Raw genomic sequence first — 17,951 nt, 5'->3', positions numbered from 1 at the left:
GTGCCTTCGTCACTACTACACACGGCTCCGTCCCTGCATCGCGCATTGGTACTCAGACTCTTGTGGGGCTTCCACTTGAACCATTCCCTTGGCATCGCGATACAGGTTCCCACGTTCCGCACAGAAGCCTGAACCGAGGTCACGCCACCTCGCCTGCCGGACGCCGCCTGAGCCGTAAACAGGTATCGCTCAGACTGATCCCAAGATAACGACTACCCCTTGGTTTTGACGTCTTCCCTACGCTTTCGACAGTTCATCGGTGGTTCGCTTGCGCTCGTCTCCTCGATCCTTACCTGACAGAGTCTCGCTCTGCCTTTTCCGGTCTCGCTCACCACCTCGACCATTGGGCCGAAGCAGCAGCCGGTGGTTTGAACCCTGATCCTGCAACCCGAGTTCGAGGGGCCAACCCCCATCTTCTGTGCAGCAAGGCTGCTCAAAGGTGCTCTACATCACACCTCCTTCGCGCCGTCGTGGCGCACCATCGTCCGCGTAACGCACGATGATCATGCCGCCGGAGGCCTCGCGTTGTCGCCAGCGCTTGGCCCACAGGTCGAGAGCGTAGTGTAGGTAGATGTTGCCGAGGAGCGGTGAAATCACCGAACCTTGACCCGTTCCCCTGTCATCAACGGTTACGACGCCGTCTTCGAGAATACCTGCCTTCAGCCATTTCTGGATGAGGCGGATGATGCGCTTGTCGCCGATCCTATGTTCCAAGAAGCGCACCAGCCAAGATTGACTGACTGCGCCAAAGAAATTTTGGATGTCGGCGTCAACGATCCAGTTCACCTGCCGCGTCTCGATCGCTGTGCAGAGCGCGTCCAACGCATCATGTGGCCCTCTGCCGGGCCGAAACCCGTAGGAAAAGCCACAGAAGTCTCCTTCGTAGATGGCGTTGAGCACGATGACGGTGGCGCCCTGGACGATTTTGTCCTCGAGAGCCGCGATCGCTAACGGCCGCTGCTTGCCGTCTGCCTTTGGTATGTACGTCCGGCGAGACGGTTGCGGGCGGTATGTTCCTCGTTGGACCCGTTTGTGCAGATCGGCGAGCTGGGGCTCGAGATCTTCCTCGTAGTCCTGCCACGTCATGCCATCCACTCCGGGAGCGGCCCTACGCCTGAGCGCAAAGAACGCCGCCCGCAGTGTATCGACATTGATGTGGTGAAGGAGCGCGGTGAACCGGTCCTTCTTCCTCAGCCTTGCGGCTGCCCGTACGCGGTCCAGCGACTGGGTCATGCGAGCCCGGCCCTGTGTCCGGTGTATGCGCCGCTGTTCCGCGTTTCCCTTGGTCCCCAGCCTTGGCTCCACCCACTCCTCCGCCGGTAATCCGGCTTTGTTCGTCGGCTTCTCAGCTACTATGCCAGAGTCAGACTTCTCCGTGTCGTGCATCAGCGGCTACGGCTCCTCGCCTTCCCGCTGCGGACCATATCCTCGGAGGAGGAAGGTGGCCGACCCGGAGATATCCCGGTTCCCGTACAAGGAGCTTCCATGCATGCCAGGGTCTACGACCACGCCGGGCTGGACGGGTGCTCGCGTTTGCGCACTCGCCCATGTTGCCTTCCGCTCTTTGGACAGCGTCGACGCCCGGGATAACACTGTTTCGCGGCTCAATGGCTGGCCTGCATGCTCCCCTACCGACGCTTCGCCGACCCCCTCGCGGAGGCCTGCGCACGGCTCGGGGCCGATGTGGTTCGCTACACCTTCATCGCAATGGACTTTCACCATCTACTCCTTGCCGGTCTCCCGGCGCACCCAAAGTAGTGCTAGTCTTCGATCCAGCGTTTGAGCGTCGCATGACTCGACACTGATTACTGATCACCTCGGAGACTATCTTCCTTCAATTCCAATCAATCCCGCGACAGGACCAATCGATCCAGTCATCCGCGACGAGCCGGGCCTTCCTGTTGAGCTTGGGGCGTGCGGTCGCATAACTCCTGTTCCCAGCGCGCGAGCGTCTCGCCCGCGCCGTAGCCCTGAGTGCGCAACCCCTGCAACACTGCCACGAGGCAATCATCGCGCTTCTGTTCGAGCTCAATGATCGTCAGGTTGTCGGTCCGTGCGTCTGACTGCGCGGCGAGTTTGTTCAGGAAGGCCTCGTTGTGCTCGGGGATATCGGTATACTTGGTCCAAGGCGACCTCAGCTCAGGTTCCCATTTCTCCACTAGTTGGCGCATCGCCACCCCGCCGCCTCCGATGATGAACGGACCCACGACAGCGCGGCGCAGTCCGAACGAATAGCGGATCGCGTCATCGATCTCTTGCACGGAGGCCACATCGTCATGCACCAGCCACAATGCCTCGCGCAACATCGCCTCCTGCAGCCGGTTCGCGATGAACCCCTCCACTTCTTTGCGCACCACAAGCGGATGCATCCCAACCGCCCGAAAGATCTCCGACGCCCGCGCCAGTGTGTCAGGCGCCGTGCTCTGGCCGGCACATAATTCCACCAGGGGCAATAGGTACACTGGGTTGAACGGGTGCGCGACGAGCAGACGCTCGGGGTGGTCGACCCCCGCCGCCAGCAAGGAAGGGCGCAGGCCCGAGGTCGAGGAGCAGATCAGGGTGTCTGGCGACGTGGCCCGCGCGGCGGCTGCAAGCAGCTGCTGCTTGAGCTCCAGGCGCTCGGGCGCAGACTCCTGCACGAGCTCCACATCACGCACCGCATCCGCGACGGATTCCACGACCGTTAGGTCACCCTCGGCCGGTAGCGGCGCCTGCGTCAGTCGTCCATATGCCCGCCGCGCGTTGGCCAGCATCTTCTTCACGCGCTCGACCGCGCTAGGTGACGGACCATAGAGCCGCACGTCCACTCCGTTGAGAACAAACCGCGCCGCCCAGCCGCCGCCGATGATCCCGCCCCCCAACAACCCGACCGCTCGCACCCGTTTCTCAGACATGAACATTGACCTTTCAAACCATGGACTTTCAGCGCGAGCTTCTGACGCACCTCGTCGGGGCGCATCACTCGCACCCCGATCCTCTCGAGAATCGCGACGGCCCACTGCACAAGCTCGGCGTTGATAGGCAGCTGCTCGCGAGAGAGGTACAGGTTGTCTTCCAACCGACCCGAATGTCCGCGCCGAGCGCCCTCCCGCCCCCCCGTGACCGCACAGGTGATGAACACCTCAGAGATCATCCTGACCTTCTCCTCTCGCTGACGCTTGATGGATACAAAGTGAACCCAGACGGGCCGTGAGTTTCATCTGCTGATGCATCACCGCTGCTATTTTACCGAACAGAACGACAGCGCATATGTTCATAGAGATCGGATCGGGAACGCCTAACGGGCAGCGCGCCATTGTGATGACACGCCCTAGCAGCTATCGTGCTCGTCCGAGCAATCGGCGTGCCACTCACGGAAAGCACGTGTAAGAAGCAGCCTCCGATTGGAATCACGCTGCAGATCGTCGGATTTTTGACGTCGCGGTAGCCACCGGACACGCTCCTCCTGTGATAGAGAAGCTTTTGGGCCGAGCTGTCACGATTGGCGAACTCACGGTTGATGCGCTTGATATCGGTTATAGGTCCGGCGATTATTCAATCGCGGGAACGCACCGGCTTAAGCTGTCGAAGCTATACTGGCTTTGCCCGAGGATTGCGCCTTTGTCGGCAAAATGCCCCCAATGGCTTACTAGCGGCGTCGCGTAGATCCGATACGCGCCCAAATAGTGAACCGCCTGGATTAAATGCCACTCAGCCGACGCCATCTTCGGTCTTCGGCAGTGCCGTGCCGGAGGAAACCCACGATGCTTCGGATTCGAACGGCGCAAAGATTGAGTCACGCCACAGGAACGCCGCCTTCGCTCCCTCAGCGCGCTGAAACTCACGGAAGCGCTTAAACTCGGAGTCAGACGTTCTAGTGATCAAATCGGCGGCGTAGCTGTATCGCAGAGCAGATTCTAGTCCCGCCACGAGAAGTGTGTTGTTTAGTGGCTTCTTTCGCCACACCAATGTTGGCAGCGCGACGCGAGACGTACGCTTCGCGACGCGCGTGACCTCCTTCTCAAAGCGATCTTTGGGAGAGACACGGCTTACGAAGCCGCGCCTGTACGCCTCCTCGGCGTCGAACATGTCTCCTGTGTAGACCAGCTCGCGACGGTGCTGACCGATCAGGTGCGACATCATCGCCTGTTCCACATCACCGACCCCCATCCGGGCCTGTGCGACTCGTAAGAGCAGTAGCGGACGTCACAAACATGCCTAGGTCCAGGCCCGGCTAGACATTAGCCGTTGATCGTCGCGATAACTGGCTTCAGCAGTGAAACACGGAGCGCACGAACTTGATCCGTTATCGGAAACCCTAATCAGATCATCAAAGCTCCAATCACTGAATGACGATCGGAATTTGTCTTCGGCCGTGTCAAAGCCGGTAGAAAATGCCCGACTGCCGGCTCTCGTGACCACCACACGCACGTTCGCATCGCGCTCGGCTATCGCGAGCGCATCTAACAATTCGTTGCACATTCGATAGAAAATGCATTGTGTTTGCTAGGTCCATTAAAAGTGATCCACGCGATACGATCGTCGGCTTGGTGGAGCATATCGTGTACGTGATCTGCTGCCTCCGATAGGTTTATTGCCGATATCACGCCATTCACTTCATCGGCGTCTAAATTGGGATTCACCGCGGCCAATTTTCCTCTCGGTGGCTTGCATCACCAAGAGGCTGCAAAGTTCGCGGATGATTGGATACAATACCGCCAGATAGAAATTGTCTTGTCGTCGCACGCTGGCGTGGGACCAGCGCTTGCTCGAGTTTGTGCTGGCGGCATCATCTCCACCGATTGATGCGGCGCACGGCCGCCCTAACTTTACCAATACCGTCGCCGCTCCCGAAGCTCTTGAACGCTTACAGAGGCAGTCTATAAAGCGCATCGGGCTGACGCAGTACTACCAGGAACAGAAGGGGCTCAAGATTTGTAGCCGACCGTGTCGTCGAGTTGCGAAGCCAAAAATGCAGACCGCTTCTGTCGGCCAGCGTTGCGGCCACATCAGAAATTTCGGGAACCTCTCAGACGACATATTCAACTTCGCGGGCAACGATGTTTTCCTCTGAGCGCGGATCATGTTCTTCTTGCGTCCGACGACCCAAAAGAATCCAGCCTCGGTCCTGGCGGCAGAGATCGCCGGTTTATCCTGAGCTGTTGCCTCACGCAGCTCGCTCTTCGATGGCAAGGGAGCGCAGGGGCACGGTCGGATCTGCTTTGGCGCGGCGCTACAGTATGTCGAGCCGCGTCGAGAAGGGCCGCATTCTCGACGAGTGCGAGGCGGTGTTGTACTGGATCGTGGTCACGACCTCCTCCGCGCTCGTCCGGCGACTTCTGACGATGCAATGCGCCATTCACCGGTGATCGAAGCCAACTATCTTGCGCCCACGGTCTATATTGTTTGGTCTGTACCAATCTTGCAAGAAGATCGGCGCACCGCGAGATCTGTACTCAATCGCGCCATGGCGTCAAAAGTGTGGATCAAGTCGCGCGCGGTTGTCATCTCCTCCGGTTTATGCATTCCAATGCAGGCCGGAATATCTACGCCCGTCGACAATTTTCGGGTTACGTTCCATTTGTCGGCAACGCGTGGCGGCCGAGGGCGGTTCAAGGAAGTCCGCCCCACTTTGAGGGCCAAGATAATGAGCGCACCTCACGATTGCGGGATACGCGGCAACGTGATCAGCGGATGCTCTAAGATTGGACCAAACGGAGCACGTCACATCATGCCGGGCAGCTTGGCGCCCCTAAATCGAGGAAGGTCTCGCGCCCGCCGCTATGATGATCCAATCGAAACCCGGCAGCGAGGCACCAGCCATCGAGATCCGTGCAGGCGCGACTCGGCGCCCGATCCATCGACGAGCGCCCCGAGACGCAGGCGGCGGGTAGGATATCGACCCCGGGGTTCGCGGACTTCCTTAACGCCGAGTCCGGATTTCAGAACTTGGCCATCCGCTCCCCTTTGCTAAACCGCGGCGGTCATGTGCTGACCATGTAGAGGGAAACGTCCATCCCCATCAGGGCAGCGGCTTCAGAACTTCCGTCAACCAAAACCAGCCTAATCAAGCGCGGTCGCGATTGGGGCCGGTCTGGCGCCGACCACGAGATCGGCAGATCTCGGGTCACCCCGTGACCCCCGATGTTGATTCGGTGGCAGTACACCGGCTTGACATGTCGAACTGGCAACTGGGTGCGTGCGAGAGCTGGCGTGAAGGTCGGCTTCATCGCCAGCGTTTCTCCTCAGTGTCATAGGCGCCGGCGAGCGGATCGCTCACGTCCATCAGCTGTCGTTTGAGCACTTTATTGCTGGAGGTGGTTCTAGGAAGTACCGGGGTAAAGGCGATGTACCGCGGTACCTTGAACACGGCAAGACGGGCACGAGCATGATCGAGAATGCGCTCGACGGGCAGTTCGTCTGGCGTGACGCCTTCCCTCAGTTGGACGAAAATCTTGACCTCCTCGGCGCGCTTCACATCGCGAACGGGCACCGCGGCCACATCTGAAATCTCGGAGATTTCGCGGATGACGGCCTCCACCTCACGTGCAGCGATGTTCTCACCCGAGCGACGGATCATATCCTTGGTGCGCCCCACCAGCCAATGAAAGCCAAGTTCATCGCGGCGCATCAGATCGCCGGTCTTGAACCATTCGCCTTCAAACGAGGCGGCATTTTCTTCCGGCTTATTCCAATAGCACGTGAAGATCCCACGCCCCCTCACCCACAGCTCGCCGACGTCACCGAGCGGCGTCGGGCTACCATCTTCATTCATCAGCCGCAGCGCCCGAAAAGGTGCGCGAATCCCGACCGACCCCGAGTCGGCGAGATCGTCGAACTCGTTCGTCATGATTGTGCCGAAGCCGATTTCCGTCATTCCGTAAGCATCTTGGGTGCGCACTCGAAACCGCTTCCGGAATTGGCGTACCAGATCAGGACTCCAGCCCCAATTCAGGGTCTGCTTCAGGCATGTCACCCCGTCTTCGTCTGCGGACTCGGCTTGGCGCCCTATCAGCTCGGGAAACTGACACCACTCGATGCGATGCTGCCTGATCCAACTGATGAACCGCGTTGAGCTAAGTTGCGGACCCAGATAGAGTGTGCCGCCCTGTCGATACGACCTCAGTAGATGCCCCTGCGGATCACCGTAAAAAAATGGTTGCACAGACAGATACCTCTGGTACGGCTGTGCCTCTGAGCACGCCGCCTGGTATGAGCTCACGCCCCAGTAGTCGTGGGTCAACGTGCAGCCCTTCGGAAAGCCTGTTGTCCCCGAGGTATATTGAATGTTCAATGGGTCGTCAGGGCGGACATCCTCCTCCACCAGAGAGTCGTCGCCCCCCTTGAGCAACTCATCGAGGGTAATTGCTGTCCCATGTAACGATGGTCCAACGAGAATTGACCGCTTCTTATTGAGGTCCCGCGGCCAAGGTTCCATCGCCGAGAACACTGACCATGCGGTCGCGTCGACGACGGCGAACTTGGCCTGTGTATCACTGAGAACATATTCGATCTCCCTCGGAGTGTAGCGCATGTTGATCGGGACCATCACCGCGCCAAGCTTCGCAAGCGCGAACCACAGGATCGGAAATTCGATGCGATTCGGTAGCATCACTCCAATACGATCCCGCTTGCGCACGCCGAACGCACGCAGCGCATGTGCAAATTTGTGGGATAATCGGTCCATCTCGGAGTAGGTCGCGCGCTCGCCGCGTTCGAAGACGTCGATTGCGGTCGTTGAGCCGTGCGTTCTCGCCTGCATTGAAACCAGCTTTCCGATCGTGATCGTGTCATATGCGGATTCCAGCGCTTCGATCTTGCGCAAGGCAATCGCGACGCACTCTTGCAACTGAGTTTGTGTCAATTTTGCCAGGGCCGTCATTGGATACTTTCAGATTCAAAGAGGCAAGAAAGGGGCGCTCAACCAACCGGCCGCCCCTTCATTGGACAGCTCGCTGAGTTTTCCCATCACGAGACGGCACTCGGCCTCGCCGATTTCCCAGACCTTAGCCTGCTGTCGCGCATGTGTGGACGAGACGTGAACGGTGTGCTGCCATCATTGCAAGATCGAACGTTTTGATCGCCCACCTCGCAACTTGCATCAATGTCGAAGAGCCAGCGCATGACGATGTAGTGCCCCTTTCTGACTCGATCAGGGTGATAACGGGATCGACGTATCTTTTGCAGAGCTTTGTTGGGCAGCGGACATTCATCCTTCGAGAAAACGCGAGAGGTGAAACAGACTAACTACGCTTGCCATCGTTGCCATGTCCTATCGTGATCAGCCGCGTCATAGCCTACACACCGCGAGTTAAGTAGCAATTGATGGTACCTCCCTAGCAAGAAGCAAAACACTACCTACTCTGAGGAGGAAGATTGTACTGGCTATTTGAAGGATCCTTTGGCGCGCATCAGCATACAAAGGCGGCAGGGCGCTGTGGAATGGCAGCGGTCGTATGGGGACCGACACCAAGCCGCGTCGCCGCGATGAGCTCGGCTCACGCTCGCAGGCCAGTACGATCTAGGCTCGCAGCGTCAGGAACTCCTGGTGGGGAAGGCGGGGTTTGTATTGGCGCCTGCGTCGGTGCACATCACATGAGCCGCAAACTCGCATCGCTTGATCACGATGCCAGACTGATGCCGGCCAAATACGTCCGCCCCTACAGCAAGGGACAGAAGAACGACATCAATGATGCCGAAGCGATTGCCCAGGCAGAGCAGCGCCCGACGATGAAGTTCGTCGCGACCAAGACCCCCGAGCAGCTGGATCTGCAGACATTGCATCGGGCGCGCGAGGGCGCTGGTGTCGCAACGCACCGCGATCATCAACCAGATTCACGCCTTCATGCTCGAGCGTGGGATCGCCATGCGACAGGGCATCGGCTTCCTACGCACAGAACTACCCACCATTCTTGCGACGCGCGCCGATTCCCTGTCACCACGCATGTTACGTGGTCATCGAGGAGTTGGCAGTGGATTGGCGCCGTTTGGATCAGCGCATCAATGGCCTATCCGAAGAAATGGAAGCCGTTGCCCGTCAAGGTCAAGCCTGTTCGCGCCTGATGACGGTGCCTGGCGTCGGGCCGATTATTTCGAGCGCCAATGGTAGCCCGGCTCAGCGCCTGCCGCACCTGAAGGCGCTCTTGCCGAGTGTACGCTTGCCGTCCGCTTGCTCATGGCCCTTGCTGACCTGGGCCTTGATCGCAGCGATGCCGGTCTCGATCTCATCGAAGACGAAGGCCCGCTGTTCATGGTCGCCATTCGCAGAGCCGAGCTTTTCCGATCGTCGGCCGAACCGGGGCGCGGTCGAAGGCCTTCTGGATCTACGTCAGCCGCTCGATGCGCGCATCGGCATCGGCATCGGCATTGCGGGCCTTGAGATCGACGACCTCGCTCGCCAGAGCATCGGCGCGGGCCGCCTTCTCGGCCATGGCAAGCACTATGGCCTTCAGCGTCCCTACGTCATTCGGGAGGTTGAGATCGTGCGGCGCCATTGGCCCGACCAGAGCACATTTTGCCCCGGCCCTCTTGCCCCTTCAGCTCACTGATTCACTTCGCCGCAGTGCCTTTACCCAACAATCTCCGGCGGTCTGACCGCCACGGTCCGGACCCGCTTCCAATCCATCCCATCCACCAGTGCCATCAACTGCGCAGGGTTCATCTGCACCCGATGATGCCCGATCCGTGGCCAACAGAACTTCGCCTTTTCAAGACGTTTTGAGTAGAGACACGCCGGAGCCATCCCACCACCCGTCTTTATTCTGTCGGCTCTATTGGCCCGGAACACACAAAAACGCGCCGTCGAACGGATCTGAGCCAGCATCGCGCACAAGCGCGACAAGTCCATCGATCCCCTTGCGGAGTAAACTGGATGGCTGGCAAGGGAACACCTTCACGCCAGAGGGGATCATGGCGAACGGACCGCCCGAATCAGCCGCTGCAAGTGCACCTCGTCGGCATCCACGCCGGCGCGCACAACGACCTCGCCAATCGCAATCCCGATCACCGCGTCCGACACACACGCCACCGCGACTTCGCAACTCGAGTGCCTCGCGGCATAATGTCGCTCCGCTCGAGCATCACGGCGCCAGACGAACAGCTGCGACGGGTAAATGTCGATCCGATCGGCGATCGCGTACGCTCGCGCCGGGCTCCAGCGCCTCTGCCACAAGTCGTGCCTTGAACTCATCCGACCAGCGTCGCCGAAGCTGGCGCGGCGCTCCCTCAAGACGGTCGGCGACTGCTTCGATTATGTGGAAGGTTCTAGTTCCACAACTAGACGCAGACATAGAAGCTCACATCTGCTCGCAAACTCAGCAGCTGATAGCCGATCGCCCACCACTCCGCCAGACGGGGTCTCTTTGCCGCTTACGATGCTGGCATGGCGTTGCCGACGCCATGCTTTCGGATAGATCGGCGACCGAAATGTGATCTCTCCTCCTCCGAAAAGCGGCTGCGCCTCATGCTCTCCGGACGACCGACACTTCTCTATCTCGGCGAGCATCGCAGGATTTCTAGATCAACTCAGCTGCCGATGTGAACGTTAATCAATGAAGTTGCCATTGTCGGTATAGGCGGAGATATTGGTATAGCGGTGCGTTATTTCTTCATCCACCTTTATGTCCTTTATTGCCACAATGCTCGCCCATGCGCCGGATTCGGCATCGGTCCACACTATTTGCGCATTTGGATACAAAGAGTGGTTCACCATCGAGATAAATCCGAACACGACATAGCCCGTCAGAGGCTCCGCTTTCAGATGCCGATCATCGCGCACGAAGTAGTACTCGAAGACACCCGTACGGTCCAGCAGCTCGGCTTGAGCACTATCAAAGCCCCACGTCGGAGCGCGCTCAATTAGATCTCCAACCTTGAATGGAATATTTGCAAACACGCCCCGGCCTTTTCGTGGTACAGTTTTGACATAAATTGCGTTGCTGCGGTCAGCTATCTTGTTGACCATCGTGTGTTCCTTCGCAATGAGCATTGATCTTTTCCTCATTGTGTTGATCGCGGGATGACTATTGACCGTCTACTAGCTCGTATGGGGCCGCGCGCCGCACTACTCTGTACTAGGACATATATGCCGCGAAACATCGACGTATCCGAACGATTTGAGCTGTGTCACGAGACCAGTACATTGACCGGTACTGTCACGGCATCAGCACGCTGTATGTCCGCCATGGCCGATCATCGAATCCGCAGGAGCGGTCGTTGCGGGAGCTGTTGTTGCAAGTTGTCTCATACGTGCGTTTCCTCACATAGGATATATGCGATGGAGCCAGAAGGGCGAACAGCAGAGCACGATGTGCGCTCAATATGACCAAAAGCAGTACTCGTGGAAGCGGCGCTGGGTGAGGACAAGGACGACTATAGCGCCAAGTTCGTGGCTGGCTATTGCACCCCCACCTGGGCGTCGCAAGTCTCGCGAAAGAATATGAGGAGCCGGCCGCTCGACAATCGATCGAGGCAGCCCGCGCCACTCCGGTTACCGTATCAGCACCACCAAGCGTAGTTGAATCGAAGGAGCCCACTGTTGAGTTGGCGTCCTGAGTGCCTCGGGCATGACACACCATTGCGGACGGCCGCTGGTCGAATGGCCTTTCGTGCTGACGGCCACCGCCTAGCATCTCATCGCGATTTCGAAGCTTGCGGCCGCGCGTGCGGCAAGTAGATTGCAAGGCAAAATCACAGCGAATATCGCGGTTGCAGCGCCGATCACTCATCTCGATCCTATGGTCGCACCTAATTTTGCCAAATTCACTTTCGAAACCGACGACCCTAGTTTCGCTGATCTCGAAGGAAGTCAGGGCTGGGCCGCCGCTCGCGTAGGACGGTTGTTCTTTTTGCGAGAATTCCCACCAAGGCTCCAACCAAGTACGGGGGGCCCCATTGCCCGCGTGCGCCACGCCGAACAGAGACCGCACGCCTCCTTCCCCAAGGTCAGCATCATTCGATTCGGATCAATCATCGCGCACGTCTTCAGCGGAATGACAGTCATGTATTTCCTAACACTTCTTGTCAGCCAACACCTCACGCTCGCGAACGAAGATAGCCTGTGCAGAAAGTCCAGAGACCTACCTGGGACGATAGCTTACCAATACGGGGACAAGCTGCATCGGACATACAATAGATCTGCGTTGCCTCGCAAAAACGAGATTTGCGCCCGCGTCAAATTGAACTTGCTTTTAAGATCACTAGATACGTCGACACATAAGATTTATTCGCTATCACAATGCGCGAGAAATCCATGCGGCAGGGAACTCATCGCGTCATTAGGACGGCCGCTTGTCTGACTCATCCAAGTAGAGGGCGTACGTACCGCCAGATCTTGTGGCAAATTGACACGACAAGCTAAGATATCTCGCGTCCCACTCGAAGCTAGGCAATATTGGCCACGATCATGCCAGCTCGTCACAGATGTTTCGCAGGCGTGTGGTGCTATACACGCTTAACGAAGATTCCTGCGTCACGTTGCACATCATGTGTAAGGCCCCCACATCAGCCAAGCTGGCTTTTCCATTGCTCCACTTCGAACGCCAGGTGGAATTCCGAGAGCTGATAGTGGTATTTCAGATCCGAGAAGTTTTTTGGCCCCATCTCGCACTTCCCAGAACGCGCGGCTGGAAATTCAAGTCGGCGGACCGCATGCCACGCTTTAAGTTATGGTGGCGAGATGATTTGCTCACTATGTGCAAATCGGCACGCGCGATAGCAGGGACGGTTCTAATGCCGCCGGTCGGCACGAATGAAGGACCATCTATTTTGCGGCTGCCGGCATCCGCGCCATGACACGTCTCGCTCTTACACTCTAACCTATTTGATTTGGTAGCTGCTCAAGCCAAGTAGCCAGTGGTTTAGTTCGCGTGGTCCATAGGCCGATCGAGCCGCCGTAAGGTTTACAATAGCAGTTCGCATTCGGCCCGACGTCACTAAGTCTCGCCGTCGTCGGGCGCAGCGGCCAGCTGCATATCCCTTTGCAAATTAGAAGGAGAAGGAAATGCAACAGCAGATCGCTCCCACCGATGGAGGGCGCTCGACCCGACATTATTGGACCACCGCTCACGCGATCAGCGAGAGAAGACCATACTTTGATCCAGCCCAAATTGCTGGTGTCAGTGCCATCCATAGATGTTCCAGGGCCGGGCGTACTATTGCTTGGGGCGACGGTCCGCTTGACAGCTGTCAGCAGGTGATCGATTTCGTCCGATGCTCCTACCTAGGCCTCGAAAATCATCCGGTGATCGTCGCTGGGGCGATCGAGGCTATCGAGGCGCAGCAGTCATTGCATTGGTCCCGCACCCGAACGCGTCTCAATTTCGATCTTCTGAGAGAACTTGAAGAAATCCTGTCTGAGATTTTTTGCGCGCGCGTTGTCGCCTTTTCCAGTGGCATGCTCGCCAATCTGGGCGCGATGCCGGTCCTTGCTTCGGGTCAATTGACGGGCGGCATGACGCCGGTCGTCGTGTTCGATCGCTCTGCACACATCTCGCTCGCTTTTCACAAGTCGGTGGCAGCTGATGAAACGCGCGTGAAAACGATCGCGCACAACGATATCAACGCTCTCGAACGCTTGTGCCGCGAAAATCCGGTAGTCGCCTATGTATGTGATGGTGTTTACTCCACGGGAAGCCATTCGCCGATCAAGGAACTGCGTCAGCTCCAGGAACGTTATGGGCTCTTCATCTATATCGACGATGCTCACGGCATATCGATCTTCGGGCGGCAAGGCGAAGGATTTGCTCGCGGCCAATTTCCGCAAGTACTCGGTGAGCGAACGATCATAGCAGCCTCGCTAGCGAAGGGATTCGGCGCATCGGGCGGAGTGTTGATGCTTGGAGCCGCGGATCACGAGGTGCTGTTTCGACCATACGCCATTCCCTATGCGTTTTCCATGGCGCCCAATCTGGCGGCAGTTGGCGCGGCGCTTGGGTCGTGCAAAATTCACCGATCGGCAGAACTCGGCCAGCGCCAGCGGCGATTGGCGCAGCGCGTCGACCTCTTTGACCGTCGTGTCGCGACTGCCCAGCAAGGCAATTCACTTCCGATCAGAACGATCCTCATCGAATCGGAGGCTAATGCTATTGCAATCGGAAAAGGGCTCTTCGATTGCGGCTTCTATACCTTGGTGACATTCTTTCCCATGGTCCGAGAAGGAACGGGGGGGATTCGGGTGTGCATTACAGCGGAGCATGAGCCGCGCGATATAGAGCAGCTGTGTGACGCCATCTTGGAAGAAGTAGCCAAAGCAACCGGAAGGCCCTACCCTCTGAGGTGATGCGAACTAATGAAACTGCTCGGTAGGACGAAGGTGCAGCCAGTCGACTGGCGGACGGGAAGGATGCAAGCTCGTCAACATTCGAGCCATTGCGTCGGAGCGCATCTATATCCAACTGCGGTACGCGCCGATCCTCATTCAGCGTGCCACCAGGAGAGTATTTCACACTCGGGTCACTGGCGCGGCGTTGGCCCTGTCACTACAGTTGCAATTTTTTCCTGAGATGGGCTTTGCGCGCGTTGGCCTGATGACCCCTGCGCCAGGACGACCACGCGAGGATGTGAGCACGTGGGATACGTCGCTGGTCTAGCTTCACGGCGAGGCGCCGGATTTCCTGGATCGACCGGCGGATCAAGAACGATGCTGATGCTTCGCTCGAGGCCGCGGTCGCGCTTTTTTGAGCGACGGCCCGGTGTTGGCCCGATGACGGATAGCGGCCATCATGGCTAAGGCAAGCATGACGAGTGAAGCATGGCGATACCTGCTAGCCATGCCAGGAGCGGGTTTCGTCGTGATCAAGCCGAACTCATTCTCAGCGGTTTCGAAGCTGTCCTCGATAGTCCAGCGATGGCCTTCCACCGACGCCAGCTTCTGCACGGACGTGCCCTTGGGGCACCATGTGGAGAAAAAGGCCAAGCTGTCGTCGGCAATGTTGCGGCGGATCAGAAGACCCGCGTCCATCGCCCGGCAAGCTCGTCGTTGTATTCACTGGCTTCGAGATCGGCCAATTCGAGATAGACCCAGTCGTGCCAGCGCGTACCTCTCCATCGGTGCCGCCCGCGTCGGGCTGCCGCTCAATGAGCTGCGCCTGTCCGGTGTCAGGCGATCTGGCCGAAATTCGCTGAGCAATCGGACAAGGAAGGCCGGCCCGCTGCCCGCTTCCTCGCCGTCCTTGCCGAGCACGAGGCCGCCGATCGCACCCGCCGTCGCATCGAGCGACACATGGCGGTAGCGCGTTTGCCCGCCGGCAAGACGCTCGCTATCTTCGACTTCGAAAGCGTGCCGATGCTGTCAAAGGCGCAGGTGATGGCGCTCGCCGCCGGCGACGTCTGGTTGGAGACCGGCGTCAATCTGCTGCTGTTCGGTCCATCCGGCGGAGGCAAGGACCCATCTCGGCGCAGCGATCGGCCTGGCGCTCGTCGAGGATGGTTGGCGCGTTCTCTTCGCGCGCACCACCGATCTGGTGCAGCGGTGGAGCGCGAGGAGCCGCTGGCGACCATCATCGAAGATGCTTATGCTGCCTTCGTGACTAGGGAACACACTCGGCCTCCGCGAACATCCACCTTTCGAGGCTCATTCCCGAACCCCGCATGGCTCCTGTCTACACTTCACAGCCCGCGTCGCCGCGGCGCCCGCAAGACTCGGTCCCGGCTTGCCTGCTTCACTTTGGCCGGATGGCAGTTCCACCCACAAGCAATCATCAGCTTGGCATGACGTACTCCCCGGGCGTGGCGTATCTGGCTGCGAGGCACCGCGTTCTGGTCAGCTAGCGATCGCCGGAAGGCTGGTGGTTGGATCATCGTTCAATGGCACGGTGTGTAACGTGCACGCTGGATGGCTCGTTCTGCTCGAGAAGGATCCCGCCGATCAGGCGGACGATGGAGCCTCTTCCCTGGGGAAGATGCCGACGACGTCGGTGCGCCGCTTGATCTTGCCGTTGAGCAGCTCGACGGGGTGGGCGGAATGCAGCTTGGCGGGATGCTGGGGCGGAAGGGCATCGGTCTCGGTCTCGTCGAGGAAACCAGCAAGTCTGGGCAGCCTTGGGCTGAGCAGGTCGGCACTGCCGCACAGTGCTCGTGCAGCCTCGGCATCGTCCTGGGCAAGCGCGGTGGCAATGAAGGCGAAGACGAGGCGCCGCCGGCTCTTGCCGACATGCGCCAACGCGTTGCGCATGAAGTGGGGCCGTTGAGAAAGTTGGAATTGGCGGAGCAACGACGTGCTGGGGCGCAAGGGGCGAGATCAGCTGGAGCTCTTCATCACTGGCTCCCTCAGGCAGCTCATTCCGGACGAACACGGGGTGGTGCGGGCCGAGGGTGCAGTCGACCTCGTGGCTAAGGCATATAGACGTAGAAGGCGAGTCTTTACCCTCTAACGGGGCTTGCATTGGGATAGGCGCTACGAATGTGAAACGCCGAGTAAGGTATGTCTCGCCAAGTGAACCGCGCTCGAATTGCAATTCACCTCGGAATTATTGCCCTTGAAAAGAACCAACCCGGCCTCGTTAGTGGCATTTTGCCGAGAAAGGCGCGATGCTAAAAGCACGGTTTCGACAGCTGGAGCGGGTGCATCACCGCATCAGGCCGGCAAATGCATATGCCGGACCATGCACTGATGTCGAGCGCGCCTCGGTTGTAAGATCGTCACATCGTCGCAGTCGTTCAACCTCGGCACGAAAGATGACCTGCCCCAAAAGAGGGCTCTATCTTGTCATACCCGCCGTGCCCAGTCGACTACAGCAATGTCGCAAGTCGGACGAACCGGTTCGTCATTCAAGCGCTGGCCCTCGCTACACCTGCTTTTCTCCCCTTAGGCAAGCCGCGCACGGGATTCCGCGACTGGCACGCCGATTGCTCGGAAGGACTGGCTTCGCAGCGGCCTGTGGCGAGGAGTTCTCGATGAGACCACCGTATGCGGCGTTGGCCCCATTGGTCGGCGCGTACGGATAAGCTTGGAGGACAATCTTTATCTCTCCTCGCGGGCGGGGTGCGGGTGATGAGTCCTGATGAGGTGCGTGAGAAGCTCACCCTCAAAGTTCAACCTGAAAGGTCAAAATCCATGTGTGAGAGTTTAGACTCAGACCTGCTGAAGGTGAAGGTCCAAGTGATAAGTGACGCTCGGCGGGATGTATCCGAGACGTCCGGTACTGTGGCTTATGCGGCCGTCGGGAGCCGATACACACGAAGATAGGAGGGGAATGATGGCGAGTATGGCTTGTGTGCGGTTGTGACGGGTTCGGCGTCGGGTCTTGGGGCTGCAAGCGCGGGCTTGCTGGCTAAGGACGGCGCTCGCCTCGTGATTAACTATTCCAACAGCCAGAAGGAAGCCGAAGCGGTCGCCGAAACTTGCCGAAAGGCAGGTGCCGTCGAGGTCGTGGTGGTGGAGGGCGACGTGTCGCGTGATGAAGATTGCAGACGGATTGTTGCCGCCGCGGCGCCCTTGGGAAAGTTCGACGTGCGTGATCAATAATGCCGGCACCACCAAGCACGTGCCGCATCGCAGTCTCGACGCATTGTCGACTGAGGACTGTCAGCGAATCTATGCCGTTAAAACTATCGGGCCTTATCAGATGATCCGCGCGGCGCGATCCTTGTTGGAGCGAACGCCAAGGCATCCGGGGTTGCAGCGGCGGTGGTCAACGTCTCCTCGGTCGCCGGTATCAGCGTCAACGGTTCGTCGATAGCCTATGTCGCGAGCAAGGGCGCGCTCAACGCTATGACCTTGTCGCTGGCCAAAGCCCTCGCGCCTGCCATCCACGTCAACACGGTTTGTCCACGCTATATCGACAGTCCCTGGTATAGCAAGGGGTGCGGCGAGGCTCGGGCCAAGCAGGTGCGCGATGCAACGCTTGCGAAGGTACCGCCTACGCCGATGACGATCCTCGCCCGCTCGCCTGGATCAGAGCAGATTTTCGATCCAGAGCCGTGTCGTCACGACGGCGATAGAGGAGGTTGTAGGTTGTCCATAGGGATGGCTG

Annotated in this window: 11 protein-coding genes and 6 pseudogenes; 6 read left to right on the top strand and 11 right to left on the bottom strand. The window is 58.7% G+C overall.

Annotated elements, in window-relative coordinates:
* Positions 1–444: 444 nt before the first annotated feature.
* From ACZBJS_RS38360 to ACZBJS_RS38345, 4 genes are all read right to left on the bottom strand, one after another.
* Positions 445–1,233: a reverse transcriptase domain-containing protein gene (locus ACZBJS_RS38360; RefSeq protein WP_347342446.1), complete on the bottom strand. Its 789-nt coding sequence runs from the start codon at positions 1,231–1,233 to the stop codon at positions 445–447.
* 641 nt (positions 1,234–1,874) lie between these two features.
* A complete protein-coding gene (locus tag ACZBJS_RS38355; protein ID WP_463440014.1) occupies positions 1,875–2,861 on the bottom strand; it encodes a 3-hydroxyacyl-CoA dehydrogenase NAD-binding domain-containing protein in 987 nt (328 codons plus the stop codon).
* Positions 2,759–3,133 (bottom strand): 3-keto-5-aminohexanoate cleavage protein, encoded by a 375-nt coding sequence (locus ACZBJS_RS38350; RefSeq protein ID WP_463440008.1) that lies wholly within the window; start codon positions 3,131–3,133, stop codon positions 2,759–2,761. The genes ACZBJS_RS38355 and ACZBJS_RS38350 overlap by 103 nt, the downstream gene beginning before the upstream one ends.
* A 557-nt stretch (positions 3,134–3,690) precedes the next feature.
* Positions 3,691–4,122 (bottom strand): Clp protease/crotonase-like domain-containing protein, encoded by a 432-nt coding sequence (locus ACZBJS_RS38345; protein ID WP_463440007.1) that lies wholly within the window; start codon positions 4,120–4,122, stop codon positions 3,691–3,693.
* 622 nt (positions 4,123–4,744) lie between these two features.
* On the opposite strand from ACZBJS_RS38345, the gene ACZBJS_RS38340 reads away from it, so the two are divergent.
* Positions 4,745–5,053 (top strand): hypothetical protein, encoded by a 309-nt coding sequence (locus ACZBJS_RS38340; RefSeq protein WP_463440006.1) that lies wholly within the window; start codon positions 4,745–4,747, stop codon positions 5,051–5,053.
* Between the two features lie 166 nt (positions 5,054–5,219).
* Positions 5,220–5,348, top strand: coding sequence for a hypothetical protein (locus ACZBJS_RS38335; protein ID WP_463440005.1), 129 nt, complete (start codon positions 5,220–5,222; stop codon positions 5,346–5,348).
* Between the two features lie 857 nt (positions 5,349–6,205).
* Here ACZBJS_RS38335 and ACZBJS_RS38330 read toward each other — a convergent pair.
* Positions 6,206–7,861, bottom strand: coding sequence for a class I adenylate-forming enzyme family protein (locus tag ACZBJS_RS38330; protein WP_463440004.1), 1,656 nt, complete (start codon positions 7,859–7,861; stop codon positions 6,206–6,208).
* A gap of 692 nt (positions 7,862–8,553) precedes the next feature.
* On the opposite strand from ACZBJS_RS38330, the pseudogene ACZBJS_RS38325 reads away from it, so the two are divergent.
* Positions 8,554–9,080: pseudogene (locus ACZBJS_RS38325) on the top strand (IS110 family RNA-guided transposase); the annotation flags it as partial.
* A 53-nt stretch (positions 9,081–9,133) separates the two neighbouring features.
* On the opposite strand, the pseudogene ACZBJS_RS38320 reads toward ACZBJS_RS38325, so the two are convergent.
* The 4 genes and pseudogenes from ACZBJS_RS38320 to ACZBJS_RS38305 form a co-directional block, all read right to left on the bottom strand.
* Positions 9,134–9,473: pseudogene (locus tag ACZBJS_RS38320) on the bottom strand (transposase domain-containing protein); the annotation flags it as partial.
* A gap of 74 nt (positions 9,474–9,547) precedes the next feature.
* On the bottom strand, positions 9,548–9,802 hold the full coding sequence (gene tnpB, locus ACZBJS_RS38315) for an IS66 family insertion sequence element accessory protein TnpB (RefSeq protein WP_463440013.1): 255 nt from the start codon (positions 9,800–9,802) through the stop codon (positions 9,548–9,550).
* A gap of 256 nt (positions 9,803–10,058) precedes the next feature.
* Positions 10,059–10,268: a transposase gene (locus ACZBJS_RS38310; protein WP_463440003.1), complete on the bottom strand. Its 210-nt coding sequence runs from the start codon at positions 10,266–10,268 to the stop codon at positions 10,059–10,061.
* Positions 10,269–10,522: 254 nt separating this feature from the next.
* On the bottom strand, positions 10,523–10,966 hold the full coding sequence (locus tag ACZBJS_RS38305; RefSeq protein WP_463440002.1) for an SET domain-containing protein-lysine N-methyltransferase: 444 nt from the start codon (positions 10,964–10,966) through the stop codon (positions 10,523–10,525).
* Between the two features lie 2,013 nt (positions 10,967–12,979).
* Here ACZBJS_RS38305 and ACZBJS_RS38300 point away from each other — a divergent pair.
* Positions 12,980–14,257, top strand: a complete 1,278-nt coding sequence (locus tag ACZBJS_RS38300; protein WP_463440001.1) for an aminotransferase class I/II-fold pyridoxal phosphate-dependent enzyme — start codon at positions 12,980–12,982, stop codon at positions 14,255–14,257.
* Between the two features lie 351 nt (positions 14,258–14,608).
* Here the strand turns inward: ACZBJS_RS38300 and ACZBJS_RS38295 are convergent.
* Positions 14,609–15,021, bottom strand: a pseudogene (locus ACZBJS_RS38295) (transposase); the annotation flags it as partial.
* Between ACZBJS_RS38295 and ACZBJS_RS38290 the strand changes: the two are divergent.
* Positions 14,985–15,467: pseudogene (locus tag ACZBJS_RS38290) on the top strand (ATP-binding protein); the annotation flags it as partial. The pseudogenes ACZBJS_RS38295 and ACZBJS_RS38290 overlap by 37 nt on opposite strands.
* Before the next feature lie 272 nt (positions 15,468–15,739).
* Here the strand turns inward: ACZBJS_RS38290 and ACZBJS_RS38285 are convergent.
* Positions 15,740–16,162: pseudogene (locus ACZBJS_RS38285) on the bottom strand (transposase); the annotation flags it as partial.
* Positions 16,163–17,188: 1,026 nt separating this feature from the next.
* Between ACZBJS_RS38285 and ACZBJS_RS38280 the strand changes: the two are divergent.
* Positions 17,189–17,836: pseudogene (locus ACZBJS_RS38280) on the top strand (SDR family NAD(P)-dependent oxidoreductase); the annotation flags it as partial.
* Between the last annotated feature and the right edge of the window lie 115 nt (positions 17,837–17,951).

This window comes from Bradyrhizobium sp. KZN70725 (assembly GCF_055264925.1).
The sequence above is the reverse complement of the archived record's forward strand: the minus strand, read 5'-3'. Positions and strand labels throughout refer to the sequence as shown.